We start from the raw sequence: 26,531 nt of genomic DNA on the forward strand, positions 1-26,531 counted from the left end.
GGCGTCCGTCAGCCGCCGTGCCCGAGGACAGGATGATGCCCTCGGGCACGGCGGGTGACGACGGGCGCCTGGAGGTCAGGCGGTGACGGAGACCTCCGCCGGCTCCGTCAGCGATGCCAGGGGGACCTCGGCCGGCCGGTCCGCGGTACTCCGGACCGGAACCGAGGCGCCGTCCGCCGCCGATTTCAGGAGCGACTCCATGACATCGAGGACGTGGTAGGCAAGCTCACCGTTGGCGCGGTGCTGCTCGCCGGCCGGCGTCAGTGCCATGTCGGCGAGTCCGTAGCCCCTGCCGGCGTCGAGGTAGCCTGCGCTGACGGGAAGGACGTCCCACCCGATCTCCCTGTCGTTCTCCCTGTTCGCGAGATCGCAGACTGACACTTCCCCGTCGAAGTAGTTCGGGTCGGGGACCGTCATGCTGGCCTGTTCGCCGTGGATCTCGATGTTGGAGGACCGCGTCTGCACGGCGTCGAAACTCATCACGAGGGTGGAGAGGGCCCCCGATTCATGCACGAGCACACCGGTCACATGCGTGTCGATGGACACGGGCACCGTCTGGCCCGCCCGGGGGCCGCCTCCGATGGTCCGCTCCGAGCGGGTGTGGCTGGCGGCGCCGATCACGGAGGTGACCGGACCCAGCAGGGTGACCAGCGCGGTGACGTAGTACGGGCCCATGTCCAGCAGGGGACCTCCCCCGGGCACGTAGTAGAAGTCCGGATTGGGGTGCCACCGCTCATGGCCGGGGGTGACCATGGTGGCGGTCGCGGAGATGGGCCGGCCGATCAGGCCGCTGTCGATGGCATGGCGGGCTGTCTGGATGCCGGTCCCGAGGACCGTGTCCGGCGCGCACCCCACCCGGACGCCTGCCTCCGCGGCGAGCGCGAGGACCTTCCTGGCCTCGTCCGTGTTCGCTGCCAGGGGTTTCTCGCCGTACACATGCTTCCCGGCGGCGATCGCACGGGTGGCGATCTCCGCGTGCGCTGCGGGGATCGTGAGGTTCAGGACGGTGTCGATCCGGGGGTCGGCCAGCAGTTCGTCCACGGTCAGCGCCCGCACCCCGTCCTGGGACGCCGCCACGGCCTCGGCGCGGCCGAAGTCCAGATCGGCGACGGCCAGGAGGTTCACGGATGGAAGCGATGGCAGGGTCTTCAGGTACTGGGCTACGATCGCTCCGCAGCCGATGATTCCGACGTTCAGCGGCTCGCCCACAGCAAACCCCTTTCGATGATGGTGCGGACGTTCGGGTCGTCGAGGATCTCGACGCGGTGGCCGGGGGTCGAGACGAAGATGCGGCCCTTGCCCCACTGGCGGGTCCAGATGGCGGGAGACGTCACCGGGCGATGCCAGGGGTCCCATTCGCGGACGGCCTGGGTCGTCGTCGCGAGCACGTCGATGTAGTCGTCGGCCAGCACCCAGTACTGCTCCGTGACGAGGTCGAAGTCCCCGATCCCGCGGGTGATGGGGTGGTCCGCGGCGGCCGGGAGCATGGTGACCCGGTACGGCACGTAGTTGTCGGACTGCTCGCCGATCCTCTCCTCCGGGTGCTTGCCGGGGTGGCACGCGAACTGCCCGCCGATCAGGTGGAGGTAGTCGGACTCGTTGCGGTACGAGTCGGCGATCCCGCCGTGCCAGCCCGCCAGTCCCGTTCCCGCTTCGACCGCCGTCCGGAGACCGGCGAACTCGTCCTTCTCGATGGTGTTCATCGTGTTGCACTGCAGGATCAGGTCCACTGTCGACATGTAGTCCGCGTCGGCGTAGATCTTCGGGGACTCCTCGATCCGCACGGCGAAACCATGCTCCCGGAGGAACGGGATGAATCGATCCGTGGCTTCGACGGGCTGATGCCCGTCCCATCCCCCGCGGACGACGAGAGCTTCCTTGCTGGTCATGGTGCCTCTTTCGTGATCGGTCGCTCACGGCCCTGCGCCGGAGCTGAGAATGCTGCGTCGAAGGACGCGGCCGACGGGGCTATCGTCGCCAGGTCCCGCACGAGGGCGAGTGCCTGCGGGGCGCCGACGAGCCGGTCCATGCCGGCGTCCTCCCATTCGATGCTGGTCGGCCCCTGGTACCCGATCGAGTTGAGCATGCGGAAGATCGGATTCCACGGGACGTCGCCGTGGCCTGCCGTGACGAAGTCCCACCCCCTGCGCGGGTCGCCCCACGCCAGATGCGAGCCGAGCCGGCCGTTGCGGCCGTTCAACTGCCGGACCGATTCCTTCACGTGGACGTGGAAGATGTGCGGCGCGAAGTCCTGGAGGAACATCACCGGGTCGAGGTCCTGCCAGATGAAGTGCGAGGGGTCGAAGTTGAGCCCGAATCCGGGCCTGTCGCTCATGATGTCCAGGGTCCGCCGGGCGGTCCAGTAGTCGTAGGCGATCTCGGACGGGTGGACCTCGAGGGCGAAACGGACCCCTTCGGCGTCGAACACGTCCATGATGGGGTTCCATCGGGCGGCGAAGTCCTCGTAGCCCCGGGTGATCATCTGTTCGGATGCGGGCGGGAACATCGCCACGTACTTCCAGATCGACGAGCCGGTGAAACCGGTCACCAGGGATGCTCCGAGGCGTGCTGCTGCTCGTGCCGTGTCCTGCAGGACACCCGCGGCTCGCTGCCGGACGCCCTCGGCGTCCCCGTCTCCCCAGACGTCGGGGGCGAGGATGGCGCGGTGGCGTTCATCGATCGGGTCGTCGCAGACGGCCTGCCCGGTGAGGTGGTTCGCGATCGCATGGACGGTGAGGTTGTTCTTCTCCAGGACGCGGAGCTTGGACTGGACGTAGGCGTCGTCGTGCGCTGCCCGCACGGGGTCGAGGTGATCTCCCCAGCAGGCGATCTCCAGGCCGTCGAACCCCCACTCGCCGGCGAGACGCGCCACCTCCTCGAACGGCAGGTCCGCCCACTGCCCCGTGAACAGCGTCACGGGGCGCGGCGGCATCCCCGCGGCCGGGACGGCGTCAGACATGCTGCCACCCCGAATCGCTCGAGGCGGACTGCTCGACGGCGTGCAGGACCCTCTGCACCCGCAGCGCCTCGTCGAACGACGGCGACGGCGTCCGACCGTCCGCGATGGCCTGCACCAGGTCCACCACCTGATGCGTGAACCCGTGCTCGTACCCGAGACCGTGCCCGGCGGGCCACCAGTTGCCGGTGTACGGGTGGTCGGGCTCCGTGACGTTGATGGTGCTGAAGCCTGCGGTCTCCGCCGGCACCGTTCCGTCGTAGAACTCGAGGGAGTTCATGTTCTCGAAGTCGAAGGCCAGCGAGCCGAGGGTTCCGTTCACCTCCAGTCGCATCGAGTTCTTCCGGCCGAGCGCGAAGCGGGTGGCCTCGAAGACGCCGATCGCTCCCCCGTCGAAGCGCGCACTGAAGATCGCCGCGTCGTCCACGGTGACCTGGCCGGTCCCGCCGTCGTCCACACCCGATCCACCGAGGCCCACGCGCGTCCCGCTGAGGGGGCGCTCGTGCACGAAGGTGTTCAGGAGCGCCGAGACGCCCGAGATCTCCAGCCCGGTCACGTACTGGGCAGCATCGATGCTGTGCGCTCCGATGTCGCCGAGGGCCCCCGACCCCGACTTGGTCCTGTCCAGGCGCCACGTCATCGGCGCCTTCGCGTCCGACAGCCAGTCCTGGAGGTATTGCGCCCGGACGTGCCGGACCGTTCCCAGCCTCCCCTGCTCGACGAGCCGGCGGGCAAGGGTCAGCGCGGGCGTCCGACGGTAGGAGAATCCGCACATCGCGAAGACGCCCTTCTCCGCGGCGTCCCGTGCCGCGACCGCCATCCGCTCGGCTTCCTGCACGGAGTTGGCGAGGGGCTTCTCGCAGAGCACGTGCTTTCCCGCCTCGAGCGCTGCGATCGCGATCTCGGCGTGCGTGTCGCCCGGCGTGCAGATGTCGATCAGGTCGACGTCGTCGCGCTCCACGAGCGACCGCCAGTCCGTTTCCGTGTCCTGCCACCCCATCGTGTCGGCGGCGGCTTTGACGGCCGTCGCGTCACGCCCGGCGAGGACCGCGAGTTCGGGGTGGAGGGGGAGGTCGAAGAAGCGCGGCGCCGTTCGCCAGGCGTGGGAATGCATCGCTCCCATGAAGGCGTAGCCGACCATACCGACCCTCAGGTCAGGTCTCAGTGTGGGTGCCATAGGGCTGCGGTTCCTTTCTACTTGTTGAAACCGGCGGTCAGTCCGCTGACGAGCTGGCGGCGGGCCAGCGCGTAGAGGACCACCAGAGGAAGGGTGGAGAGCACGACGGCCGCGAGCACCGCAGGGATGTTCACCGTGAACTCGTCCTGGAAGGCCCAGAGGGAGAGCGGCAGGACCCGCTTGTCGGGGCTCTGCGTGAGGATCAGCGGGAAGAGGAAGCCGTTCCACACGTGCAGGGCGTTGTAGATGGCGATCGTGACCACCGCGGGGCGGACCAGCGGTAGGGCGAGGCGCCACATCATGGTGAACTCCGAGCACCCGTCGAGCCGCATGGACTCGAAGAGCTCGCGGGGTACGTCCCGGAGGAAGTTCGAGAGGATCAGCACGGAGATCGGGATGGCGAAGGCGATCGACGGCAGGATCAGGGCAAGCAGGGTGTCGTAGAGGTTCGCCCTCGTGATCATGAAGTAGATCGGGATGATCGTCGCCTGCAGCGGGATGGCCAGCCCCATCAGGAAGAGCGTGTTCGCGGACGCGATGATGCGCCCGTGTCCCCTCACCATCGCGTAGGCGGCCATGAACGAGACCGCGGTGGCCGGGATGACGCTTCCCAGCGTCACGATCACGCTGTTGGCGAAGTATTGGACGAAGTCGGCCTCCAGAACCGTCCGGTAGTTGGCCAGTGTCGGCTCGGTGGGCGGCGCCAGGGGATTCGACCCGAAGAAGCCTGCCTGGTTCTTGAGGCTCGTGATGACCACGTAGTAGATGGGCAGGATGATCAGCGCGAGCCATACCCACCCCCCGAGGCCTCCGAGGAAATTGGGCGTACGCCGGCCCAGCCGCTTCCGCTGACCGCGCTCATCCGATTGCGCCGGGGCACCAGGTGCCGCATCGGTGACTATTGCCATGGCCTACGCTCCTTCCAATTGGCTTGCGCTGCGGTTTTTGCCGCCGATCCGCTGCAGGACGAGCGCGAGGACCAGGCCGACGACGACGAGGATCACACCCAGGGCGCTGGCCGCGCCCATGTCGTTCGCCCTGAACCCGGTGAGGTACATGTGCAGCGGGAGGAGACGTGTTGCGTACCCCGGGCCGCCGGCCGTCAGGATGAAGATGAGATCGAAGTACGCCAGCGATCCCAGCACCATCAGGGTGGACGAGGTGATGATGGTGTACTTCAGCTGCGGCAGCGTGATGTGGATGAACTGCTGCACGCGGCCCGCCCCGTCGATCTGGGCGGCCTCGTAGAAGGAGGCCGGGATCTGCCGCACCCCACCCTGGTAGATCAGGGTGTGGAAGGGCACGAACTGCCACGCGATGACGAAGATGACCACGAAGAGCACCAGATCTTCGTTGCCGAGCCAGTTCTGCGCCAGCGCAGGTATCCCCAGTCCCGGCCCCATCCCGAAGTTCGGATCCAGCAGTGCCTTGAAGGCGATGGCCACCGCTGCCGATGACAGCAGGAGCGGGACGAAGTACAGGACGGCCAGCAGCGCCCTGTACCGCTGGTTGCCGGCGGTGAACACGCCCAAGAGGAGACTGATGGGAACCTGCACCACGAGGGAGTAGACCATGATCTTCGCCGTGACGACGAGAGCGTTGAGGGTCACCGAATCCGTGAGGGCCGTCTGCCAGCTGTCCAGTCCCGCCCACGAGATCGCACCGAGTCCGTTCCAGCTGGTGAAGCTGAGGAACACCACCCCGAGCAGGGGGACGACGGCGAAGGTCAGGAAGAAGACCAGCGCCGGGACCACCATCCACGCCGAGGGACCCTCGGTCCGGGGACCCCGGACCGCCATCCCGGGCTTGGGCTTCAGGATGGTGCTCATTTACCGAGCGTTGCGTTCATGTTCTCGGCGAACTGCTCCGGCGTGATCTGACCGATGAAGATCTGGTCCAGATTCGCGAGCATGGCGTCTCCCTGGGCAGGGCTGAGCGCCTGGTCCCACGAGAGCTGGAAGCTCGGCGCGTCCTGCGCGAGACCGTAGACGAACTCGACGAAGTCCTTGTCCTCGGACTGTGCCAGCTGGTCCTCGATGCCGTTGACGGCGGGAACGGCGCCGGAATCGATCATCGCCTGGGTGTACTCCTCGCTGAACAGCTCGTCCTTGAGGTAGGCCAGCGCGTCGTCCTTCTGCTCGTCGGACGCCGTGGACGAGAGGGACCACATGTTGGCAGGATTCCCCACCACGTTGGCCGGATCGCCCGCTCCGCCCTCGACCGCGGGGAAGGGGACGAAACCGACCTCACCCGATTCGACGAACTCCGGAGCATCGTTCTTCAGGTTCTGGTAGACCCAGCCGCCGTGCACCATCATGGCGGCGCGGTCCGTGTAGAGGAGGGCGCTGTCCGCTCCGGCGTCAGCCGCGATGGAGGAGAAGCCGTTGACGAAACCGTCCGCGTCGACCAGTTCCTGGATCTTGGTCAGCGCTTCGATGACCGCGGGGTCGGACCAGGCGCCCTCTTCACCGTCCAGGATCGACTGGAAGACCTCGGGCCCACCGATCCGGTCCACCAGATAGGACAGCCACATCAGGTTCGGCCACTTGGACTGGCCGGCCAGGGCGAAGGGGGCGATTCCCGCGTCGTTGAACTTGGGGACCAGCGCCATCAGCTCGTCCCACGTCTCGGGGGGCTCGGCGCCGATCTGCTCGAACACCTGCTTGTTGTAGTAGAGGACGACGGGTTGCATGTTGTTGTTGGGCAGGGCGTACGTCTTGCCGTCGATCACCCCGTTCTCGAGGACGGAGGGGATGTAGCGATCCTTGACGTCGGGGTTCTCGGCGAGGAACTCGTCGAGTTCGTCGACGTGCCCGGCGTCCACGTAGGACTTGAGGACGCCTCCGCCCCAGCCGTAGATGAAACTGGGCCCCTCACCCGCTCCCACCGCCGTGCGCACCTTGGTCTTGTAGGCGTCGTTGGCGAAAAATTCCTGGTTGATCGACTTTTCCGGGTTCTCCTCGTTCCAGCGCTCGACCGACGAGCGGAAGATGTCCTCACTGCTACCCGTGAGGGCCCACATGGTGGGAGAACTGGAATCAGCGGCAGGATCCGCCGGGCCGCTGGATCCGCAGGCGGTGAGGCCGAGGGCGAGCGCGAGGGCCGAGGCCGTGGCGGTCAGGGTCTTGGTAGTTCGCATGTTCATCAGTTCTTCCGTAGTCGACTCGGCGTCACGGGTGACGTCTGGCGGGAATAAGCAGGTCAGTTCCACGGGGACGCGGTCGCTGACCGCCACGCTGCGGAACGGAATTCGAAATGTTTTCGATAACAACAAACTTACAAGGTAAAGTAACTCACATCACATCGGTGAGGTCAATGGCCTTCCAGTCGGCGTTTTTCGGCGGGTCCCACCAGCGCTTCACAGGGGCGCAGCAGTGTGGAAGCCTTGCCCGTGACGTCGCATACGAGGAGAAAGTCGAAACATTGTCGGAACTCGAAGTCAGGACGAGAGCCACGCTGGGGTCGGTCGCTGCACTCGCGGGAGTGTCGATCCCTACCGTGTCCAAGGTCATCAACGCCCGGGAGGACGTCGCCCCGGCCACGAGGAAGCGGGTCCTGGAGGCCCTCCGCACCGCCGAGTACCGACCACCCGGGCAGCGCCATGCGCTGGCTCCGCCGACGTCGACGCTCATCGACGTCGCGGTGGACAGCGTGACGACGGCGTACTACGCGGAGGTGATGGACGGGATCCTGGAATGCGCCGAGAGCCACGGCCTCGAGATCGTGCTGTCGACGACGGGCCGACCGCATCGCGAACCCCGCGACCTGGCCGAGAACATGCAGTCCCAGGGCCGCCGCGGCCTGGTCCTCGTGACATCCCGATGGTCTCCGAAGGAGATCAGGGAGGTGAAGAAGCGGGGGATCGCCGTCGTGGTCATCGACCCCATCAACCCACCGGGCACGGGCGTGGCCAGCGTCGGAGCGACGAACTGGGCAGGAGGCAAGGCGGCCACCGAGCATCTCCTCGGTCTCGGCCATACCCGCATCGCGTTCATCGGCGGACCGACGAGCGCGGAGTGCAGCCAGGACCGCGAGCACGGCTATGCCGCTGCCCTGCTCGAGCGCGGGATCCCCCTCTCCGAGGACTACGTGCTGGCGGGGACCTTCGACCCGGCGACAGGACGCCGCAGTGCTGCCCGCCTCCTCGCCCTCGACGAGCCGCCGCAGGCCATCTTCGCCGCGTCGGACAGCATCGCCCTGGGCGTGCTCACCGAAGCCCACGCCCGAGGTGTCTCCGTACCGGGAGAGTTGAGCGTCATCGGCTTCGACGGGACCTATCTCAGCGAACAGACCTCTCCCCAACTCACCACCGTCGCCCAGCCCCTGCGGGAGATGGGAAGGACCGCCGTCCGCGCCCTGATCCGGGAGATGGAGGGCGAGAAACCCGATCTGACGCGGGTCGAGCTGGCGACCCAGCTCATCGTCCGGTCCTCGACGGCTCCGCCACCCTCCTGACCCGGGTCCTGTCCCCGGCCGCCGCATCAGCCCTCGGGCAGCTTCGCCTTCAGGATGTCCCGGATGTAGTCCCGGTTCATGGCCGTGACGCTGAGGCCGTCGCCACCGTAGTGCTCCACGCACATGGGTCCGTCGAAGCCGGCCTCGAGAGCCATCCCGATGGCTTCGCGATAGTTGATGAACCCGAGGGCCAGCGGCGCCGGCGCGGAGGCATAGGCGCCCGTGGCGGGGTCGTAGTCCCGGAAGTAGTTCTTGAGCTGCCAGTAGTTGGTGTACGGCAACATCTTGGTCAGCATCTCCCGCCAGTCCTCCACCTCGCGGTGCAGGCGCACGATGTTCCCGATGTCGGGGCAGAGCCCCACGGTGGGCAGGTCCACGGCGGTGACCAGCTGGACCGAACTGTCGGCCGTGCCGAGGAAGGTCCCCTCGTACATCTCGAGGGAGATGCTGACACCCCGCGCGGCGCCGTACTCGCCGAGTTCCCGGAACCGCGCCGCCGCCTTGTCCCGGTTGTCCTGCGTGTCCTCGTCCTCGACCCCGGGCGCCAGCCAGAACCAGGTCGCTGCCTTCTGGGCCTCCGTGAACGGGTCGTGCAGGCCCAGGCACACCATGGGTACCTCCAGGTCCGCGGCAGCGTCGATGGTCCGCTTCACGTAGGCGATGTTCTGTTGCGCCTGGTCCTCGTCGGGCGTGATCACGCTCTTGCGCGTCACCGCGATGTCGCTGAAGGCCAGATCGTAGGCGCGGGCCGTCTTCAGCAGCTGCCTCCTGCCCTCGGTATCGAGGTCGCCCGGGCGGACCCAGGAGTCGGTGAGGTCCACGTGGTCGAAGCCGGCGGCGCGGACCTCACGGAGCGTCTGCCGCCACGCCTCCGGCCCCGCCGCGGTGCGGTCACGGCCGTCCGCGGTGGTTCCGGTGAAGTTGAGCAGGGCAGCGCCGATCGGCCAGGTCTCGGGTGTGGGGGTCATGGTGTTCTCCTTGGTTTCGGGGATGGGCGGACGGACGGGTGGACGCATGGGACGGGGCTGGACGTCCGACGACGGGCACCCTGCCTCAGGCGGCGATGACGTAGACGACGCAGGCGAGGGCGAAGGCCATGAAGCCGATCGCGGTGCCGACGACGGTCCAGGTCTTCAGGGTGGTGACCGTGTCGAAGCCGCAGAACTTGCCGATCAGCCAGAAGCCGGAGTCGTTGACGTGGGAGAACGTGATCGACCCGGCGCAGATCGCCACCACGATCGCGGCCAGCGCGACGCCGGACAACCCCAGTTCCGCGACTGCGGGAGCCATGATGGAACCGGCTGTCGTGGCGGCCACGGTGGCCGATCCCTGTGCCACGCGGAAGGCCACCGCGACGAGGAATCCCGCGAGGATCACCGGGAGGCCCATGGCATCGAGGCCGTCGGCGATGGTGGTGCCGATACCGGTCTCCGTGAGCACACGGCCGAAGGCGCCACCGGCGCCGGTGATGAGGATGATCGAGCATACGGGGGCCAGGGCGTTGTCGACGAGGTCCTCGAGGGCGCCGCCCACGCGTCCACGGCCGCGGCGCGGCCGCATGTAGAGCAGGTACATCGCGGACAGGGCGGCGATGAGCAGGGCCACGGGCGTGTTGCCGATCAGCCTCGAGAGCTGGAAGAGCGTGTTGTCCTCGCCGACCGCGCCACTCGCCTCGAGGGTCGAGAACAGGGTGTTGAAGAAGATCAGCACCAGGGGCAGCAGGAGCACGAAGATGATGGTCCAGAAGCCCGGGCGGGGGATGTCGTCGTCGAGGTCCGCCTCCCCCAGCAGGTTGGGGACGGGCATGTTCGGGTAACGCCTGGCGATGATGAGGCTCAGCCTGTACCCGGCGAGATACCAGGTGGGCAGGCCCACCAGGAGGGCGATCAGCACCACCATGCCCACGTCCGCTCCCATGACGGTGGCGGCGGCGGTGGGGCCGGGATGCGGCGGAGTCAAGGCGTGCATCATCAGGAAGGCGCCGATGGAGGGCAGGACGTACAGCATGAACGAGCCGCCGAGCCGGCGGGCGACCGTGTAAATGATGGGCAGCATCACGATGAAGCCGGCATCGAGGAAGATCGGGAAGGCGTAGAAGAGCGAAGCGACCGCGAGGGCCAGGGGTGCCCTCTTCTCGCCGAACCGGCGGAGCATCGCGTCGGCGAGCACCTGCGCACCACCCGAGATCTCGACCAGCCGGCCGAGGACCGCGCCGAAGCCCACGAGCAGGGCGACAGTGCCGACGGTGGTGCTGAACCCGGCGATCACCACGGTCATGACATCGGCGACACCGATACCGGCCGCCAGCGCGGTGAGCACACTGATGATGATCAGTGCGAAGAAGGCATGGAGGCGCACCTTGATGATGAGCAGCAGGAGGGCCACGATGGCCGCGACGGCGATGACCATGAGCGTCCAGGAGGGCCTCTCGGCCAGGACCAGGGCGTCGTCGACGGCGGCTGGAAGGAGGATTGGCATGACGGGAGCACCTTTGATCGCATCGGTTGAGCCGTCCGGACCACATGTGTGCTGGAGCACACCCCGACTCTGATTGGGCACCACCCTATAGGATATTTTCAGATCAGGCGCACCTGATGGTTCGTCCCGAATCCGCTCACCGCAGTGTCAGCTGCCGTCGAGGTGAGCGGCTCCCCGCCGCGGGGCTCGTGGGAGAATTCAGGACATGACAGCAGGAAGCAGGACAGAGCCGTGAGTGAGGGCCGTGCGGGTGGATCCTGGGTGGAGCGCAGCGTCCTCGCCGACCAGGTGTACAAGCAGGTCCTCTCCCGCCTGATGGACGGCAAGCTCTCCTCCGGGGACCCGCTCAGCATCGACGGCACGGCGCGCGAGCTCGGGGTGTCGCCGACCCCGGTGCGGGAGGCGCTGGCCCGCCTCGAGTCGACGGGGCTGGTGACCCGCGCCGCCCTGCGGGGATACCGGGTGGCCCCCATGCTCAGCCACGTGGAACTGTCCGACCTGATGGACGCGCGCCTGCTGCTGGAGCCGCACAACGCCGAAGTGGCGTGCCACCGCGCGGATACAGCCTTCCTGGAGGCCCTCCGGCAATCGATCGATGATCTGCGGGTGGCTCCGAACGGCCCGCACTTCTCCGACTACCGGTCCTACTGGGAGGCGGATGAGCGCTTCCACCGACTGATCGTGGAGCAGACCGCCAACAAATTCCTGCTGAGCGCCTACGACTCCCTCGGCGGACACGTGCACCGGTTCCGGTTGTTCAGCGGTGTCGGCGTGCGTGATGCCGAAAGCGCCATCGACGAGCATACGAGGATCCTCACCGCGATGCGGCGGGGCGATGCGGGGGCCGCGCGCGTCGCCATGGCCAGCCACATCTACGGCGTGAGCGAGCGCGCGATCCACGAGTACGAGGCCTCGGACGAGACCACGCCGGACAGGTCCGCGTAGGGCTGCACCCCCGGGCGTGACGGTTGACACCATCCGGGACCGCGTGGATCCTATAGGAACACGATCCGCGCCCCCATCGGCCCTGATTCCTCGCCGGGACACGGCCGGTGTGGTGGCGCGTCAACGCGCAGTACCGTGCACATCAGAGGAGATGCGGCTCATGGCTCAACGTTCAGTGGCAGTTGTCGGTTCGGGTTATATGGGCGGAGGCATCGCGCAGGTCCTGGCTCTCGGCGGGGCGAAGGTGGCGCTCGCCGACGTATCCCAGGAGATCGCCGAGAAGAACCTCGAACGCCTGATCGGTGAAGCCGAACGGTTCGTCACGGACGGCCTCTTCCCCGCCGACGCCGTCCAGCGCCTGCGGGACCAGCTGTGGGCCGCCCCGAGCATCGAGGAAGCCGTCGCGGATGCCTCCTACATCGAGGAGGCCGTCCCGGAGATCCTCGACATCAAACACGGCACCCTCCGCCGGATCAGCGACGCCGCACCCGCGGACGCGGTGATCGGCTCGAACACGTCCACCATCCTGATCGCCAAGCTCGCCGAGGCGGTCGAGAACCCCGGCCGGTTCCTCGGCGTCCATTTCTCGAACCCGGCACCCTTCATCCCGGGCGTCGAGGTCATCCCCCACGCGGGGACGACGCCGGAGACGGTCGAGGTCGCCCGGGAGATCGTCGCACTGACCGGCAAGAAGGCGGCCGTCGTGAAGGACGTGACCGGTTTCGTCCTCAACCGCCTCCAGTACGCGCTGTTCCATGAGGCTGCCCAGGTGGTGGAGCAGGGCATCGCATCGGCGGAGGACGTGGACACCCTCGTCCGGACCACGTTCGGGTTCCGGTTGCCGTTCTTCGGCCCCTTCGCCATCGCCGACATGGCCGGCCTCGACGTCTACTCCTTCTGCTACGCCTCCCTGCAGACCTCCTTCCCCGAGCGCTTCGCCACACCCGCGATCCTCCAGGACCTCGTGGACGCGGGAAAGCTCGGGACGAAGTCCGGCGCCGGGTTCCTGGACATCCCGGCCGAACGGACGGACGACCTGGTCGCGTACCGCAACAAGGCCTACGTGGCCATGGCCGGACTGCTGAACGAGCTCGGCCCGAGCCCTGCCGAAGAGTCCGCGAAGTAGCAGCGCAGCGGAACCCTGCCCACCCCGGGCCATCGGCGGCGCGACGCAATGCGTGGCGCCGCCGACGGCCTTTCGAGACAACCGAGGTTGAACAATGACGTACCTTGTGAACGATCCCGAACACTTCGCTGCCGACGCCCTGCGCGGTTACGCGGCGGCACATCCTCAGCACGTGATGCTGGCGCACGGCGGGGTGGTCCGCTCGACCGAGACTCCCCAGGGCCAGCCGGCACTGGTCATCGGTGGGGGGTCGGGGCACTACCCCGCCTTCGCAGGCTGGATCGGACCGGGCATGGGCCACGGCGCGCCGTGCGGCAACATCTTCTCCTCGCCGTCCGCGTCCCAGGTGTACTCGGTGTCGCGGTCGGCCGAGAACGGAGGCGGCGTCATCCTCGGCTTCGGCAACTACGCCGGTGACGTCCTGCACTTCGGGCAGGCCGCGGAGAAGCTGCGCGCCGAGGGCGTGGACGTGCGGATCATCCGGGTGTCCGACGACATCGCGTCCGGGCCGGCCGCGGAGCACCGGGACCGCCGCGGCATCGCGGGCGACCTCGTGGTCTTCAAGATCGCCGGCGCGGCCATCGAGTCCGGGGCCGACATCGACGAGGCCGAGCGGGTCGCCTGGAAGGCCAACGACGCAACGCGGTCCTTCGGCGTGGCGTTCGAGGGCTGCACCCTCCCCGGGGCCGACGGCGCACTGTTCCACGTGCCCGAGGGCGAGATGGCGATCGGTCTCGGCATCCACGGAGAACCCGGCATCCGGGAGGTCCCGCTGGGCACTGCCGCGGAAGTCGCCGACCTCCTTCTCGACGGTGTCCTGGAGGAGGAGCCGGAGCGCTCCGCCGGCGGCTACCAGGGGCGCGTCGCCGTCGTCCTCAATGGCCTCGGAAGCGTGAAGTACGAGGAACTCTTCACCGTCTACGGGCGCCTGGCCGAGCGGTTCGCCGAGAAGGGGCTCACCGTCGTGGCCCCGGAAGTGGGCGAGCACGTCACCAGCCTCGACATGGCCGGGCTGTCCCTGACGGTCGTCTTCCTCGACGACGAACTCGAGGAGTACTGGCTGGCCCCGGCCGACACCCCCGCCTTCCGCAGGGGCGCGCCGGATTCGTCCGCCAGGGCGGGACGGACCCGGGTCCACACCCCCGGCGAGGAAGCAATCCCCGAGGCCTCCCCCGAGTCACGTGAGGTCGCGGCGTCGATCGTGAAGGCCCTGGAGGTGCTGCGCGCCACCGCGTCCGAGCACCAGGAGTACTTCGGCCGGCTCGACGCCGTCGCCGGCGACGGCGACCACGGCCAGGGCATGGCCTACGGCTCGCGGGGCGCGGCAGAGGCCGGACGGGCCGCCGTCGAGAAGGGCGCCGGCGCCCGGACCGTCCTGCTCCACGCCGGCGACGCCTGGGCCGAGGAAGCCGGTGGCACATCGGGGGCCCTGTGGGGCGCGGCGCTGATCGCAGCGGGAAGCGTGTTCGACGACGCGGAGGGCGCCACGTCCGCCCACGTCGTCCGGGCCCTGATGACCGGGAGCGACGCCATCAGCCGCCTCGGCGGGGCGGAGCCCGGAGACAAGACGATGGTCGACGCCATCGTCCCGTTCCGGGAATCGCTGGCCGCCGAGTTCGAGGCGTCGGCCGATCTGGCGGCCTCGACCAGGAAGGCAGCCGCCGTCGCCCGTGAGGCAGCCGACGCCACCTCGGGTATCGCCGCCCGCCGCGGACGGTCACGCGTCCTCGGGGAGAAGAGCGTGGGCACCCCGGATCCCGGCGCCATCTCCTTCTCCATCCTCATGGACGCCCTCGCGGAGCTCTTCGGATCGGCCACCGTGGAGAACCGACCGTGACGGTATGGGTCGGCACGAGCTGGAAGATGAACAAGTCCCTCGCCGAGTCCCGGGACTATGCGAGAGGCCTGCTCGCGGGTCTGGCGACGCGGGAAGCAGGCATGGTGCAGCCCTTCGTGATCCCTCCCGCGACGGCGATCGCCGCCGTGGCGGAGATCCTCGCAGAGGACGGCCGCGTCCTGCTCGGTGCGCAGAACGCGCACTGGGAGGACTCCGGGGCCTGGACCGGTGAGCTCTCCGTGCCGCAGGTCGCCGATGCCGGGGCACGGATGGTCGAGATCGGTCACTCGGAGCGGCGTGAGCACTTCGGTGAAACCGACGAGACCGCCCGCCGGAAGGTAGCTGCGACCCTCCGGCACGATCTGATCCCGCTGCTCTGCATCGGCGAGCCCACGGGCGTGAAGGACGCCGGTGGATCCACAGACTTCATCCTCGAGCAAGCTGCCCGGGCGCTCGACGGGCTCGGCGAAGAGCAGCTGGCACGCGTCATGATTGCTTATGAGCCGATCTGGGCGATCGGCGACCATGGACGTCCCGCCACGGTCGACGAACTCGAGAAACCGTTCGCCGCACTCGGGCAGGAGTACGGAGGCCGCATCGCCGGCCTGCTCTACGGCGGTTCGGTCGGGCTCGACAATGCTGCGGCCCTCCTGGGCATCCAGCACGTGGACGGGCTGTTCGTCGGCCGCACGGCATGGGACCTGAAGGGCTACCTGCGCCTGATCGACATCGCTGCGGGACGGTGACGGCCACGTCCGCGACCACCAGTTCCATGATCTACAGGAAGAGGAACCAACTATGAGTCAGAAACTACGCATCGTCATCGGAAGCGACGAGGCCGGACTGGACTACAAGGAGGTCCTGCGCAAGGACCTCGAGGCCGATGACCGCGTCGAGAGCGTGGTGGATGTCGGAATCTCCCGCTCCGAGAACGTCGACTACCCCCATGTCGCGGTGGATGCAGCCCGCAAGGTGGAAAGCGGCGAGGCGGACCGCGCCCTGCTGATCTGCGGTACCGGTCTGGGTGTGGCGATCTCGGCCAACAAGGTCTCCGGCATCCGGGCCGTCACCGCCCATGACTCCTATTCGGTGGAACGCTCGGTCCTGAGCAACAACGCCCAGGTGCTCTGCATGGGCCAGCGGGTGATCGGCGTGGAGCTGGCACGGCGCCTGGCCAAGGAGTGGCTCGGCTACGTGTTCGATCCCTCGAGCGCGTCCGCCGCGAAGGTGGATGCCATCAGCGGCTACGAACAGCGCTGATCGTCGCTCCTGCCTGACACACCGACGGCCACCGGTTCCCGCCTTCGCGGAGCCGGTGGCCGTCGTCCGTGCGGTGGTTACTTCCTCGCGCCCGCGGCGGTGCTGGCGTCGTCGTCGGACTGGGGATCCGCGTCGTTGTCGTCCGAAGCGGCGGTGACCACCGGCTCGTCCCGCACCCGGTCGCGGTCGTTCCTGGCGTCGTCGCCCCGGGTCTTGAGCAGGCTCGCGACCGTCGCGACGGTGATGGTGGCACCGATGAACAGCAGCGAGAACCAGATGGGGATCTCGGGGACCCAGAGGAGCGGCTGCCCGCCGTTGATGAAGGACAGCTCGTTGACGTGCAGGGCGTGGAACACGAGCTTCACGCCGATGAAGGCGAGGATGACGGCGAGTCCCTGGGCGAGGTAGACCAGGCGCTCGAGCAGTCCCCCGATGAGGAAGAACAGCTGGCGCAGGCCCATCAGGGCGAAGGCGTTGGCGGTGAAGACGATGTACGCCTCGTTGGTCAGGCCGTAGATCGCCGGGATGGAGTCGACGGCGAAGATGAGGTCCACGAAGCCGATCGCGATGATGGTGAGCAGCATCGGGGTGACGAAGCGCGTGCCGTCCTTCTTCACGGTCAGTTTGTCCCCGTGGTACTCGTCGGTGACGGGCAGGACGCGGCGGACGAGCTGCATGAACTTGCCGTCCGCCGGGTTGGTGTCGTGGCTGCCGAATGCCTGCTTGTAGGCCAGGAAGAGCAGCAGGGCGCCGAAGATGTAGAAGATCCAGGAGAAGTTCTCGATCAGTCCGGCGCCGATGGCGATGAACCCCCCGCGGAGGATCAGGGCGATGATGATGCCGATCATCAGCACCTTCTGCTGGTACTTCTTCGGGACCGCGAAGCCCGTCATCACGATGAGGAAGACGAAGAGGTTGTCGATCGACAGGGCCTTCTCCGTGAGATAGCCGGCGAAGTACTCGCCGCCGAACGTCCAGCCCGACACCACGCCGATCCCGACACCGAACAGCAGGGCCAGGCCGATGTAGAACGCCGACCAGCGCGCCGATTCGCCGATGGTCGGCTCGTGGGGTGTGCGCACGTGCGCGAAGAATTCGTAGACGAAGAAGAGGATCGTCACGGCGATCGTGATCAACCAGATGGTGGGGGTGACCTGCATCAGGGGTACTCCAAAGGGTAGGCGTCGGACATAGGCGCCAAGGTCTCCTCCGCCCGGCCGGAACCGGAACCGATGGGCCCGGGATGCTTCAGTGCATCCGTATTGACGGGCCGATCACAGACGGGAGTACTCCCCTTGATAGGAAAAGCCTAACGCACGCCTGCCCGTCCCGATTCCTGTGGCGCGAGCGGGCGACGCCGTCGACCGGGTGGCTAGGCTGGGTGGATGGCGACAGTGATCCTCGTGCGGCACGGCCGCACCACAGCGAATGCCACCGGGCTGCTGGCCGGTCGGACCGTCGGCGTCGGCCTGGACGAGATCGGGCGGGACCAGGCGGCCCTGACCGGTGACCGGCTCGCCGCCGTGCCCGTCGTCGGCGTGGTCTCGAGCCCCCTCGAGCGGTGTCGGCAGACCGCCCGGTTCATCCTCGATCGCCAGACCGGCACCCCGCATGCGCCGATCGATCCCGATCTCACCGAGTGCGATTACGGCCAGTGGCAGGGCCGCCTGCTCAGTGACCTCGCGACGGAACCCCTGTGGCCGGTGGTGCAGTCGCAGCCGTCCGCCGTCACCTTTCCCGGTGGCGAATCCATGGCCGCGATGCAGGCGCGGTCGGTGGCGGCGATCCGACGCCATGATGCGGCCTTCGAAGCCGAATTCGGGCCCGGCGCCGTATGGGTGGCGGTGAGCCACGGAGACATCATCAAGTCCATCCTCGCGGACGCGCTCGGCATGCACCTCGACCTGTTCCAGCGCATCAACGTCGGCCCCGCCTCGGTGTCGATCGTGCAGTACGGCACCAGCCGGCCGAGCGTCTACGCGACCAACACCGACGCCGGGGATCTGTCGTGGTTGGCGAAGAGCGCCCTGTCCGACGATGCGGCGGTGGGCGGTGGTGCAGGGCCGACGGCGACACGCACCTCGTCGGCCTAAAATACTTCTATGCCTACAACTGTTCACGAGTTCGCCTGGCCTGACCGGGTTGTCGTCGGCACCATCGGCCTCCCGGGGGCGCGTACGTTCTACCTGCAGGTGCGCTCGGGGTCCCAGCTCGTGAGTATCGCGCTGGAGAAGCAGCAGTCGGCCCTGCTCGCCGAGAAGATCGACGAGATCCTCGACGAGCTCAGCACCCTCGACGGCAACCCCTTCAGCGTTCCCACGAGTACGCCCATCGAACTCGTCGACAACGACCAGCTCGAGACCGTCGAGGAGCAGTTCCGCACCGGCGCGATGAGCCTGGGGTGGGATCCCGCGACGGCGCAGGTGGTCATCGAGGCCTACCCGCTGCCCGATACCGACGACGACGCCGCGTTGCTCGACGACGAGGTCGAGGCGGCCGAGATGCTGCTGGTGCGCATGCCGGTCGGGACCGCCCGCGCCTTCACCAAGCGCACGCGGGAGGTCGTGGGCGCAGGGCGTCCGATCTGCGTGATCTGCGGCCAGCCCATCGACGCCGACGGGCACATCTGCGCCGTGCCCGAGGTCTGATGCCGGCGCCCGACCTCGTGACCGCCGAGCTGACGCTCACCGGGCGCATCACGACGGCGTCGAACGCCACGTTCCTGGGCAGCATCGGCGACACCGTGGTCGTGTACAAACCGATCCGGGGCGAGAAGCCGCTGTGGGATTTCCCCGACGGCTTCCTGGCCCACAGAGAGGTGGCCGCGTACCTGGTCTCGGAGCTCCTCGGCTGGAACATCGTGCCCCGCACCTGGCTGCGCGACGGCCCGTTCGGCGAGGGCATGGTGCAGCTCTGGCAGGAGACGGACCCCGACCGGAGCGCCGTCGACCTCGTTGCGGCGGCCCGCGTGCCGGAGACCGGGTGGAAGCAGGTCCTCGAGGGTCAGGACGAGAAGGGGCGGATGGTCGCCCTGATTCATGAGGACACGCCTGTGCTGCGCCGTATGGCGGTGTTCGACGCGGTCGTCAACAATGCCGACCGCAAGGGCGACCACATCCTCGAGATGGTGGACGGACACCGGTTCGGTGTGGACCACGGGCTCACGTTCCACAGTGACCACAAGCTGCGCACGGTGCTGTGGGGGTGGCTGGGCGACGAGCTGACCGCCGAGGAACTCGACGGTATCGATCGTGTCAGCGACGGACTGGACGGTGAGCTGGGGCGGGAGCTGACGGATCTGCTCACCGCCGAGGAGATCGCTGCGCTCGCTGCACGCTGCGCTGCGTTGCGCTCGGCGGGGCGGTTTCCGGCTCCGAGCGGTGAGATGTCGGCGGTGCCCTGGCCGCTGTTCTGAAGGGGCATCCGCTGCAGCGCACTCGTTGCTGCCCCCTGTGCAAGCTGCCATTCTTGGTGAACCCGCACTTCTGACAGTGAACGAAGGGAAAAGACGATGCCGCTCTATCTGTCGAAGTTCAGCTATACATCAGAGACCTGGGCAAGGCTGATCCACACTCCCGAGGACCGCGGGAAAGCCGCCCGAGCGTACATCGAATCCGTCGGAGGGAAACTTCATGGGTTCTGGTACGCGTTCGGCGCCCACGACGGCTACACCTTGTGGGAGGCACCCGACAACGTCTCCATGGCCGCGGTTGCGTTAGCGATCAGCGGAGGCGGCGCCATGAACTCGCTCGAAACGACAGTGCTCCTGACCGTCGACGAAACGATGGAAGCCCTGCGCAATGCGGAGCAGATCGGGTACCAGCCTCCCGGCACCCACCATGCTTGACGACCTTCCACGACGACCAGGCTCCTTCTGCAACACCCCTGCATCGCCTCCCGGGTCGCTGCTGATCCTTTCCACTGATCGGCCCATCTCGGCGTGACGGCGCGTCAGCCGGGGCCGAACCGGACGCGAACCTGATCAACGGTGTCCCGGTGCTGCGCGGCGCCGGCGGGGACGAACTCCTGCCCCTGCTGCGGGACGCACTGGATCAGAGCCCTTCCACCAGCTCGTAACACTGGAAGCCCTTCACCACGACGCCGCCGCACACCCGGTCGTTCCACTTCTTCAAGGCTTCTGTGGGGCTGTTCCCGGACTGCCGCCAAGGCGTCCGACGGGCCGTGTGCGAGGTCACCGTCCCGGCTCGGCGCCTGGATCCGAGTCACGGTCGGTGTCTGCGTCTGCGGCATCCAATGTCTCCTGGCGAGAATCGACGGGGATCCTGTCCCCGAGGTCGGAGGTGTGCGCGCTGACCCGGGCATGCTCCGCCTGGCCCTTCCCGTCGTCCTGCTGCTCGTCCTTGCCGGAGTCCTGCCCTGAACGCCGTCGGGAATCCTGGCGGGGATTCTCTTCGGCCGGCTTGCTGGTAGGGGTGTTGCGGGGTCCGTGGCCCTGTTCGTCCATGAGGGTGTGTGTCTCGGCCTGGGTGATGGCCTTGTCGGTGATGTCTTCGTCGCGGTCGGCGTTCCATGCTTTGATGCCGGCCCAGGCGACGGCGGTGAGGGGGACGGAGAGGATCGCGCCGATGATCCCTGCCAGGACGGTCCCCGCGGTGAGGGCGACCAGGATCACGAGTGGGTGGACGCTGAGGGTATGGCCCATGACGACCGGTTGCAGGAAGTTGCCTTCGAGCTGGTTGACGAGGATGACGACGCCGAGCACGATCAGTGCGGTGACGGGCCCGTTGGTGACCAGGGCGACGAGGGTCGCCACGGCGCCCGCCAGGGTCGCGCCGACCAGTGGGATGAACGCTCCGATGAAGACGATCGCGGCCAGCGGCAGGGCGAGGGGCACCCCGAGGATGACCAGGGCCAGTCCGATGAAGAACGCGTCGACGGCCGCGACGATCGCGGTCCCGCGGACGTATCCACCGAGTACGGCGACGCTCTGGTCTCCGACGTTCCGGGCTCTGACCAGGCGGGTGCCTTTGAAGGCCCTCAGGGTGAAGGCCCAGATCTTCTCACCGTCCTTGAGGAAGAAGAAGAGGATGACGATCATCAGCACCAATCCGGTGAGGAAGTTCGTCGCAGCGCTCAGTCCCGCCAGGGCCGTGGTGCCGGCGGCGCTACTGGTGGCGAAGTCCGCGGCAGCGTCGCGGGCCGCCTGGAGTTGCCCGTCATCGACGGGTATGGGCCCGTTCTCCACGAAATCGATCAGTTGATCGACGCCCTGAACGGCGCTGCTGGTGAGGGTGTCGGTCTGGCCCATGATCGCGAACACGACTCCCGCGAGCAGGCCGCCGATGAGCGCGAGAAGGATGGCGAAGGACGCTGCGGTCGCGAGGGAACTCGACCATCCTCGGCGTCGCAGCCAGGACACGAAGGGTCCGATCGCCGAGGCGAGGATCAGGGCCAGCAGGAGCGGGATGATCACCAGGCGTACCTGGATCAGGGCATAGACGACCACGGTGAACAGTGCCAGCAGGAGCAGGACCTGAGTTGCTCTGTGCGCCGCACGGCCGAGCGGCCCGGCCCAGGGGTCCTGGTGATCGGTCTGGCGTGGAAGCGCTCGTGGTGAGGTGGAGGAGCTCATGGGGTGTGGCCTTTCGGTAGCTCTGCCGGGTGCCGGTGTCGAACACGATTCTGCCCGCCGCGCGTCGTGACCACGCTGTCGGATTCTGACGGCAACAAGAGAGCCGAAACCCTGCAATGGCAGGTAAATGCGGTCGGGTCGGCGGTAGGGGGCGTGTGCAGCGTCCCCACGACCCGGGGCGACTGTGCATAGACTGGAACGGCCGGTGCAAGAAGCCGGTGGTACCACCAATGACGTCAACCGTAGGGAGAACATCATGGGACTGGACGACAAGATCGGCAACACCGCGGACAAGCTCGGCGGTAAGGGCAAGGAAGCTGCCGGTGACGCCACGGGCGACGACAGCCTCAAAGCCGAAGGCAAGGGCGATCAGGCCAAGGGTGATCTGAAGCAGGCCGGCGAGAAGGTCAAGGACGCCTTCAAGAAGAACTGACGCTCCTGCCGTCCTGCACCGCGCCGGGACTCCAGGCAGCGAGATAGAAGAGGCGAAGGGGAGTGCACCTCAACAGGGTGCACTCCCTTTCTCTGTGCTTTTCGCCTCTGCCCCCGGCATACCACTGCCATGACAGCCGGATGCGGGCCACATCTTTCTCGGGAGACCGCAGTGTGGGCAGGAGGGGGGAGACACGCGGCGGACGCTGCCGCAAGAGGCCCATTGCCTATGAAGATGAGAGCCGCTCTCATCTTGCTTCAGTATCGTTGTGGTCAGTCATTTGTTGCCTATTGAGGGATGCTGGTTCTACTGAGCGCGCGGCACGGGTCCATCGACGACCCCGATCATGGGTGTACTTCCTGTTTGGGATCTGACGCCGAAGGCGTGCCTGGTGGAGCGACACAGGCTTCGCGCCGAGGACCACGCCGGTGATTGCAGCCGTCCTCACACTTCTCCTCGGCATCGTCGTGATCCTGGCGATCATCGCCGCCAACGGATACTTCGTGGCACAGGAGTTCGCCTACATGTCCGTGGACCGCACGCGACTTGCCGCACGCGCTCAAGCCGGTGACGTCGCCGCGAAACGCGCCTTGAAAGTGACACGCCGTACCTCGTTCATGCTCTCCGGAGCACAACTGGGCATCACCGTCACCGGCCTGATGATCGGTTACGTCGCCGAGCCGCTGGTCGGGGAATCCTTGGGAGTACTGCTCGGAGGCGCCGGCATTCCTGCTGCCCTGAGCATCTCGATCGGCACCATCCTGGCACTGGTCCTCGCCACCGTGGTGCAGATGATCTTCGGCGAGCTGTATCCGAAGAACCTCGCGATCGCGAACCCCGAACCACTGGCCCGTGGGCTCGCACGCTCCACCACCATCTACCTCACGGTCTTCGGGTGGCTGATCACCGTCTTCGACCACGCCGCGAACGCGCTGCTGCGCCTGCTGAAGGTCGAGCCCGTCCACGACGTCGATACCACGGCGACCGCGAAGGATCTCGACCGGATCGTCGCTGACTCCCGGGAGAGCGGCGACTTGCCCGAGGACCTGTCGATGCTCATCGACCGCATCCTCGACTTCCCGGACCGCGACATCGAGCACGCGATGATTCCCCGGTCGCAGGTCGGCACCGTTACGCCGGCTTCTTCCATCGATGAGGTGCGCACCCGGATGGCCGAAGCGCACACCCGGTATCCGGTGGTCTCCGATACCGAGGAACCCCTTGGCGTGGCCCACCTGTCAGATCTCCTGGGTCCGGACGTCGACGGGAACGCTGCGGTCACCACCATCATGCGCCCGGCCGTGGTCCTCCCCGCCCTGATGTCCCTGCCCGACGCGCTGGACCGTCTGATGCAGTCCCGGAACCAGCTCGCCTGCGTCATCGATGAATACGGCGGCTTCACCGGTGTCATCACCGTCGAAGACCTCGCAGAAGAACTCCTCGGCGAACTCATCGACGAGCACGACGACGACACCCCACCCTTCATCGAAACAGGGGACGGAGCGTCCTGGCGCATGAGCGGCAGCATCCACGCCGACGAGGTGGAACGGGCCGTGGGGCACAGCCTTCCCGACGGTGACTACGAAACGCTCGCCGGGCTCCTCATCGCCACGCGAGGCGAACTGCCCGCGATAGGCGAGAGCGTCTCGGTGGAACTTCCCGACGACGCGCGGGATTACGTCCTGGACGAGCCCGTCCGCCGGATCCTCGAGGTCCAGGTGCTCGAGATCGAACGCCATGTGCCCAGCGTGCTCGACGTTCGGTTGCGGCAGCTCACCCGCGACGAAGTCGACACCGGGCGCCCCGGAGACGCCGCAGTAGGTACTGACGGCGGAGCCGAAGCAGCCGACCACAAGCAGGTCGCACCGCAGCAGGAGGAGGACCGATGACGGATCCGCTGATCGTCACCCTCGTCACGACCCTGTTGATCGTCCTCAGCGCGTTCTTCGTGGTGATCGAGTTCGCGTTGCTCGGTGCCCGCAGCCACCGTCTCGAACCGGAGGCTGCGACCAACCGCTCCGCCCGCGCGGCGCTGCGTGGCATCAACGAGCTGACCCTCATGCTCGCAGGAGCGCAGCTGGGCATCACAGCGTGCACGTTCGCCCTCGGTGCAATCACCAAGCCCGCGGTCGATGCGTGGCTCGGCCCTGTCCTCACCTCCTGGGGCGTGCCCGAAGGTATTGCAGGTGGAGCAGCATTCGGCTTGTCGCTGCTGTTCGTGACCTTCCTGCACCTCGTCGTCGGTGAGATGGCCCCGAAGTCCTGGGCCATCGCTCATCCCGAACGGTCGGCGAAACTCGTCGGCATCCCGTCGAGGATCTACATATGGCCTCTGCGCCCCCTGCTGAAGTGGGTCAACGCCGTGGCGAACCGATTGGTCGCCGCCAGCGGTGTCACCCCCGTGGAACGAGCCGCCGTCGGCGGTCAGGATGCCGACACCATCCGCCACCTCGTGGAACACTCCGCGTCCGTCGGCGCGCTCGATGCCTCTTTCCAGACCCAGCTCTCCGGGGTCCTGCACCTCGAGAAGCTGACCGTCCGGGAACTGGTCTCCCCCGGCCTACCGACTTCCGTGCCATCCACTGCGACGATCGCCGACGTCCAGGCCGCGGCCGCGCGCACCGAGCATCTGCGTATCCTGGTCGACGAGACGACGACAGCGGGCCCGGGGGTGGTCCACGTACGCGATACCCTCCTCGAACCTGCTGATCGGCCCGTCAGCGACCTCAGCCGACCCGCTTTCCAGCTCGACGCCGGCACCCCGGTGTACGAGGCGCTCACCCAGCTGCGGGGCGCGAGAGAGCAGCTGGCCGTGGTCATGGAGGACGAGCGCCTCGTCGGCGTGATCACCCTGTCCGACGTCCTGGCACATGTGCTGCCCCCATCAGCTCACCACGCCTGAGGAGGACGCCGATGAGAGCAGTGACGATCCACGAAGCCACGGCGTCGCAGTCGATCAGGCTGCAGGATCACACGAGAGCGGCCGTCAGAGGGTGGGTGCTCCGGTCTGTGCCTGTTCTGCGATGGTGCGGAGCCGGTGAAGACTCTCCTCGATGCCGTCGTGCAGGGTCTTGCGGCGGTTCCTATCACGCCCGAAGCCGCTTACGATGATCCATCCGGCTCGGGTGATGGGCCGCACTACTTCGTACGATTCGGTGACGCGGGTTCCCCCGTGCTCGGGTTCGAACCTGTAACGCCAGTGCACGGTGCCACAGAGGGGTTCGGTGCGGGCGAAGGCGAACTCCCGACCCTGCAGCACCGCCGTGACGATCGGCTTGTTGCTCCATCGGGACTTCCCGATCCTGTTCTGTGCTTTGAAGCGGGCACCCAGCGCGGGCCCGGCAGCACCACCGAGCCACACGCAGGATGCCACCTCGGGGCTGTATTCAGGCGTCCTGGTCACGTCGGCCACGATCTCGTAGACGTCCTCGGGCGGAGCATCGATGTGGATACTCAATTCATCCCGGTCCAGAGTCTGCATCAGAATGCCTCCCAACAGGACACTTCTCCCACCGAAGCGGTGTGGGTGTACAGGATCACCCCGATGCCCTGCCGAGTCAATCCCCGGCGTCCACGGACGATCAGTAGCAACTCCCCTGGCGAACGGTTGGCGAGTCAGCTGTTCTTGGTGCGGACGGGGCTGTCCTCGATCTCCTCGAGGGGCGAGTCCTCGTCGTCGTCATTCGACAGCTTGTCGTGCCCCTCGAGGGACTCGGACAGCTCTTCGTCGGCCGACTCGTCGTGCTGGGGCTGTTGGTTCTGGCTGCTCATGGGGAGTCCTTCCGATGGGATCCTGCTGGCCGTGCGACGCGCTGCGAGGGTGCGGGGTAGGACCGCCACGGTGGGGTGTTCGACGTCGTCCTTCCAGCCTACGCGAATCATCAGCCTGCTTGGTATCTATCGACATCGGGCGGATCAGAGCTTGGTCGGTCCCAGATGCAGGCCATCCGTGTCGGGATTCGGATCCGCCTCCTTCAGTTCCACGAAGAAAGCGTGCGACGGCGTCGTCCCCGAGTTCACGCCGTAGTGGTCCTGGGCGGGTAGCCAACGGACCTCCCCGTCCTGGAGTTCCACGTCGATGCTCCTCCCATGGGCATGCAACCGCCGACGGAACGAACCGGCGGTGATCATGACGCTGTCGGGGTGGTGGTGCTCTGTGCTGATATCGCCGGGCTCGTCCGTGTACTCGAGGACGCGAACGCGGTGGTTCTCGAACACCACCCGATAGTGCCGAGGATTGGTCTGAACCGGATCAAGTGCCATGGGCGGAC

The 26,531-nt window shown here is 67.3% G+C and carries 27 protein-coding genes; 13 read left to right on the forward strand and 14 right to left on the reverse strand.

Annotated elements, in window-relative coordinates; genetic code table 11:
- Positions 1 to 75 precede the first annotated feature (75 nt).
- From AC4D2F_RS15515 to AC4D2F_RS15545, 7 genes are read right to left on the reverse strand one after another with little or no spacing between them, the layout of a single operon-like run.
- Entirely contained in the window at positions 76 to 1,209 is a 1,134-nt protein-coding gene (locus AC4D2F_RS15515; protein ID WP_490911369.1) for a Gfo/Idh/MocA family protein, read from the reverse strand.
- Positions 1,194 to 1,889: a ThuA domain-containing protein gene (locus tag AC4D2F_RS15520; protein WP_104167293.1), complete on the reverse strand. Its 696-nt coding sequence runs from the start codon at positions 1,887 to 1,889 to the stop codon at positions 1,194 to 1,196. Before AC4D2F_RS15520 ends, AC4D2F_RS15515 begins: the two co-directional genes overlap by 16 nt.
- Positions 1,886 to 2,959 (reverse strand): sugar phosphate isomerase/epimerase family protein, encoded by a 1,074-nt coding sequence (locus tag AC4D2F_RS15525; protein ID WP_490911372.1) that lies wholly within the window; start codon positions 2,957 to 2,959, stop codon positions 1,886 to 1,888. The genes AC4D2F_RS15520 and AC4D2F_RS15525 overlap by 4 nt, the downstream gene beginning before the upstream one ends.
- Positions 2,952 to 4,133, reverse strand: coding sequence for a Gfo/Idh/MocA family protein (locus tag AC4D2F_RS15530; RefSeq protein ID WP_490911374.1), 1,182 nt, complete (start codon positions 4,131 to 4,133; stop codon positions 2,952 to 2,954). Before AC4D2F_RS15530 ends, AC4D2F_RS15525 begins: the two co-directional genes overlap by 8 nt.
- Before the next feature lie 17 nt (positions 4,134 to 4,150).
- Complete coding sequence (locus AC4D2F_RS15535) at positions 4,151 to 5,041, reverse strand: carbohydrate ABC transporter permease (RefSeq protein ID WP_490911376.1); 891 nt, start codon at positions 5,039 to 5,041, stop codon at positions 4,151 to 4,153.
- Positions 5,042 to 5,044: 3 nt separating this feature from the next.
- Positions 5,045 to 5,932, reverse strand: coding sequence for a carbohydrate ABC transporter permease (locus AC4D2F_RS15540; RefSeq protein WP_104168172.1), 888 nt, complete (start codon positions 5,930 to 5,932; stop codon positions 5,045 to 5,047).
- A 26-nt stretch (positions 5,933 to 5,958) separates the two neighbouring features.
- Complete coding sequence (locus AC4D2F_RS15545) at positions 5,959 to 7,278, reverse strand: extracellular solute-binding protein (RefSeq protein WP_490911378.1); 1,320 nt, start codon at positions 7,276 to 7,278, stop codon at positions 5,959 to 5,961.
- A 278-nt stretch (positions 7,279 to 7,556) separates the two neighbouring features.
- On the opposite strand from AC4D2F_RS15545, the gene AC4D2F_RS15550 reads away from it, so the two are divergent.
- Positions 7,557 to 8,588 (forward strand): LacI family DNA-binding transcriptional regulator, encoded by a 1,032-nt coding sequence (locus AC4D2F_RS15550; RefSeq protein ID WP_490911380.1) that lies wholly within the window; start codon positions 7,557 to 7,559, stop codon positions 8,586 to 8,588.
- 26 nt (positions 8,589 to 8,614) lie between these two features.
- Here the strand turns inward: AC4D2F_RS15550 and AC4D2F_RS15555 are convergent, their stop codons facing one another.
- Together AC4D2F_RS15555 and AC4D2F_RS15560 are read right to left on the reverse strand one after the other, a co-directional pair.
- Positions 8,615 to 9,556, reverse strand: coding sequence for a sugar phosphate isomerase/epimerase family protein (locus AC4D2F_RS15555; protein WP_104167305.1), 942 nt, complete (start codon positions 9,554 to 9,556; stop codon positions 8,615 to 8,617).
- 85 nt (positions 9,557 to 9,641) lie between these two features.
- On the reverse strand, positions 9,642 to 11,066 hold the full coding sequence (locus AC4D2F_RS15560) for a GntP family permease (RefSeq protein ID WP_104167307.1): 1,425 nt from the start codon (positions 11,064 to 11,066) through the stop codon (positions 9,642 to 9,644).
- 231 nt (positions 11,067 to 11,297) lie between these two features.
- On the opposite strand from AC4D2F_RS15560, the gene AC4D2F_RS15565 reads away from it, so the two are divergent.
- The 5 genes from AC4D2F_RS15565 (at position 11,298) to AC4D2F_RS15585 (ending at position 16,234) form a co-directional block, all read left to right on the forward strand.
- Complete coding sequence (locus AC4D2F_RS15565) at positions 11,298 to 12,011, forward strand: GntR family transcriptional regulator (protein ID WP_258069832.1); 714 nt, start codon at positions 11,298 to 11,300, stop codon at positions 12,009 to 12,011.
- Positions 12,012 to 12,171: 160 nt separating this feature from the next.
- The gene (locus AC4D2F_RS15570) at positions 12,172 to 13,137 is read left to right on the forward strand and encodes a 3-hydroxyacyl-CoA dehydrogenase family protein (protein WP_104168174.1); all 966 of its coding nucleotides are present in this window, start codon (positions 12,172 to 12,174) and stop codon (positions 13,135 to 13,137) included.
- 94 nt (positions 13,138 to 13,231) lie between these two features.
- Complete coding sequence (locus AC4D2F_RS15575; protein ID WP_490911383.1) at positions 13,232 to 14,974, forward strand: dihydroxyacetone kinase family protein; 1,743 nt, start codon at positions 13,232 to 13,234, stop codon at positions 14,972 to 14,974.
- A complete protein-coding gene (locus tag AC4D2F_RS15580) occupies positions 14,971 to 15,720 on the forward strand; it encodes a triose-phosphate isomerase (protein WP_490911385.1) in 750 nt (249 codons plus the stop codon). Before AC4D2F_RS15575 ends, AC4D2F_RS15580 begins: the two co-directional genes overlap by 4 nt.
- A 52-nt stretch (positions 15,721 to 15,772) precedes the next feature.
- A complete protein-coding gene (locus tag AC4D2F_RS15585; protein WP_104167313.1) occupies positions 15,773 to 16,234 on the forward strand; it encodes a ribose-5-phosphate isomerase in 462 nt (153 codons plus the stop codon).
- Between the two features lie 77 nt (positions 16,235 to 16,311).
- On the opposite strand, the gene AC4D2F_RS15590 is transcribed toward AC4D2F_RS15585, so the two are convergent.
- A complete protein-coding gene (locus AC4D2F_RS15590) occupies positions 16,312 to 17,394 on the reverse strand; it encodes a TerC family protein (RefSeq protein ID WP_490911387.1) in 1,083 nt (360 codons plus the stop codon).
- 225 nt (positions 17,395 to 17,619) lie between these two features.
- On the opposite strand from AC4D2F_RS15590, the gene AC4D2F_RS15595 reads away from it, so the two are divergent.
- From AC4D2F_RS15595 to AC4D2F_RS15610, 4 genes are all read left to right on the forward strand, one after another.
- Entirely contained in the window at positions 17,620 to 18,327 is a 708-nt protein-coding gene (locus AC4D2F_RS15595) for a histidine phosphatase family protein (RefSeq protein ID WP_490911389.1), read from the forward strand.
- A gap of 9 nt (positions 18,328 to 18,336) precedes the next feature.
- A complete protein-coding gene (locus AC4D2F_RS15600) occupies positions 18,337 to 18,882 on the forward strand; it encodes a DUF3090 domain-containing protein (protein ID WP_104167319.1) in 546 nt (181 codons plus the stop codon).
- The gene (locus tag AC4D2F_RS15605) at positions 18,882 to 19,649 is read left to right on the forward strand and encodes an SCO1664 family protein (RefSeq protein WP_490911392.1); all 768 of its coding nucleotides are present in this window, start codon (positions 18,882 to 18,884) and stop codon (positions 19,647 to 19,649) included. The genes AC4D2F_RS15600 and AC4D2F_RS15605 overlap by 1 nt, the downstream gene beginning before the upstream one ends.
- Positions 19,650 to 19,745: 96 nt before the next feature.
- A complete protein-coding gene (locus AC4D2F_RS15610; RefSeq protein ID WP_490911394.1) occupies positions 19,746 to 20,081 on the forward strand; it encodes a GYD domain-containing protein in 336 nt (111 codons plus the stop codon).
- Between the two features lie 345 nt (positions 20,082 to 20,426).
- Here AC4D2F_RS15610 and AC4D2F_RS15615 read toward each other — a convergent pair whose 3' ends face one another.
- Positions 20,427 to 21,827, reverse strand: a complete 1,401-nt coding sequence (locus AC4D2F_RS15615; RefSeq protein WP_490911395.1) for an AI-2E family transporter — start codon at positions 21,825 to 21,827, stop codon at positions 20,427 to 20,429.
- A gap of 256 nt (positions 21,828 to 22,083) precedes the next feature.
- On the opposite strand from AC4D2F_RS15615, the gene AC4D2F_RS15620 reads away from it, so the two are divergent.
- The 3 genes from AC4D2F_RS15620 (at position 22,084) to AC4D2F_RS15630 (ending at position 25,162) form a co-directional block, all read left to right on the forward strand.
- A complete protein-coding gene (locus AC4D2F_RS15620; RefSeq protein ID WP_104167326.1) occupies positions 22,084 to 22,260 on the forward strand; it encodes a CsbD family protein in 177 nt (58 codons plus the stop codon).
- A gap of 428 nt (positions 22,261 to 22,688) precedes the next feature.
- Positions 22,689 to 24,149 (forward strand): hemolysin family protein, encoded by a 1,461-nt coding sequence (locus tag AC4D2F_RS15625; protein WP_490911398.1) that lies wholly within the window; start codon positions 22,689 to 22,691, stop codon positions 24,147 to 24,149.
- Positions 24,146 to 25,162: a CNNM domain-containing protein gene (locus tag AC4D2F_RS15630; protein ID WP_490911400.1), complete on the forward strand. Its 1,017-nt coding sequence runs from the start codon at positions 24,146 to 24,148 to the stop codon at positions 25,160 to 25,162. Before AC4D2F_RS15625 ends, AC4D2F_RS15630 begins: the two co-directional genes overlap by 4 nt.
- A gap of 84 nt (positions 25,163 to 25,246) precedes the next feature.
- On the opposite strand, the gene AC4D2F_RS15635 is transcribed toward AC4D2F_RS15630, so the two are convergent.
- From AC4D2F_RS15635 to AC4D2F_RS15645, 3 genes are all read right to left on the reverse strand, one after another.
- Positions 25,247 to 25,741: an SRPBCC family protein gene (locus AC4D2F_RS15635; RefSeq protein ID WP_490911402.1), complete on the reverse strand. Its 495-nt coding sequence runs from the start codon at positions 25,739 to 25,741 to the stop codon at positions 25,247 to 25,249.
- A 134-nt stretch (positions 25,742 to 25,875) separates the two neighbouring features.
- The gene (locus AC4D2F_RS15640) at positions 25,876 to 26,031 is read right to left on the reverse strand and encodes a hypothetical protein (RefSeq protein WP_490911404.1); all 156 of its coding nucleotides are present in this window, start codon (positions 26,029 to 26,031) and stop codon (positions 25,876 to 25,878) included.
- A 144-nt stretch (positions 26,032 to 26,175) separates the two neighbouring features.
- On the reverse strand, positions 26,176 to 26,523 hold the full coding sequence (locus tag AC4D2F_RS15645) for a cytoplasmic protein (RefSeq protein ID WP_490911406.1): 348 nt from the start codon (positions 26,521 to 26,523) through the stop codon (positions 26,176 to 26,178).
- Positions 26,524 to 26,531 lie beyond the last annotated feature (8 nt).

The sequence above is a fragment of the Arthrobacter sp. TJ-263 genome (assembly GCF_058269155.1).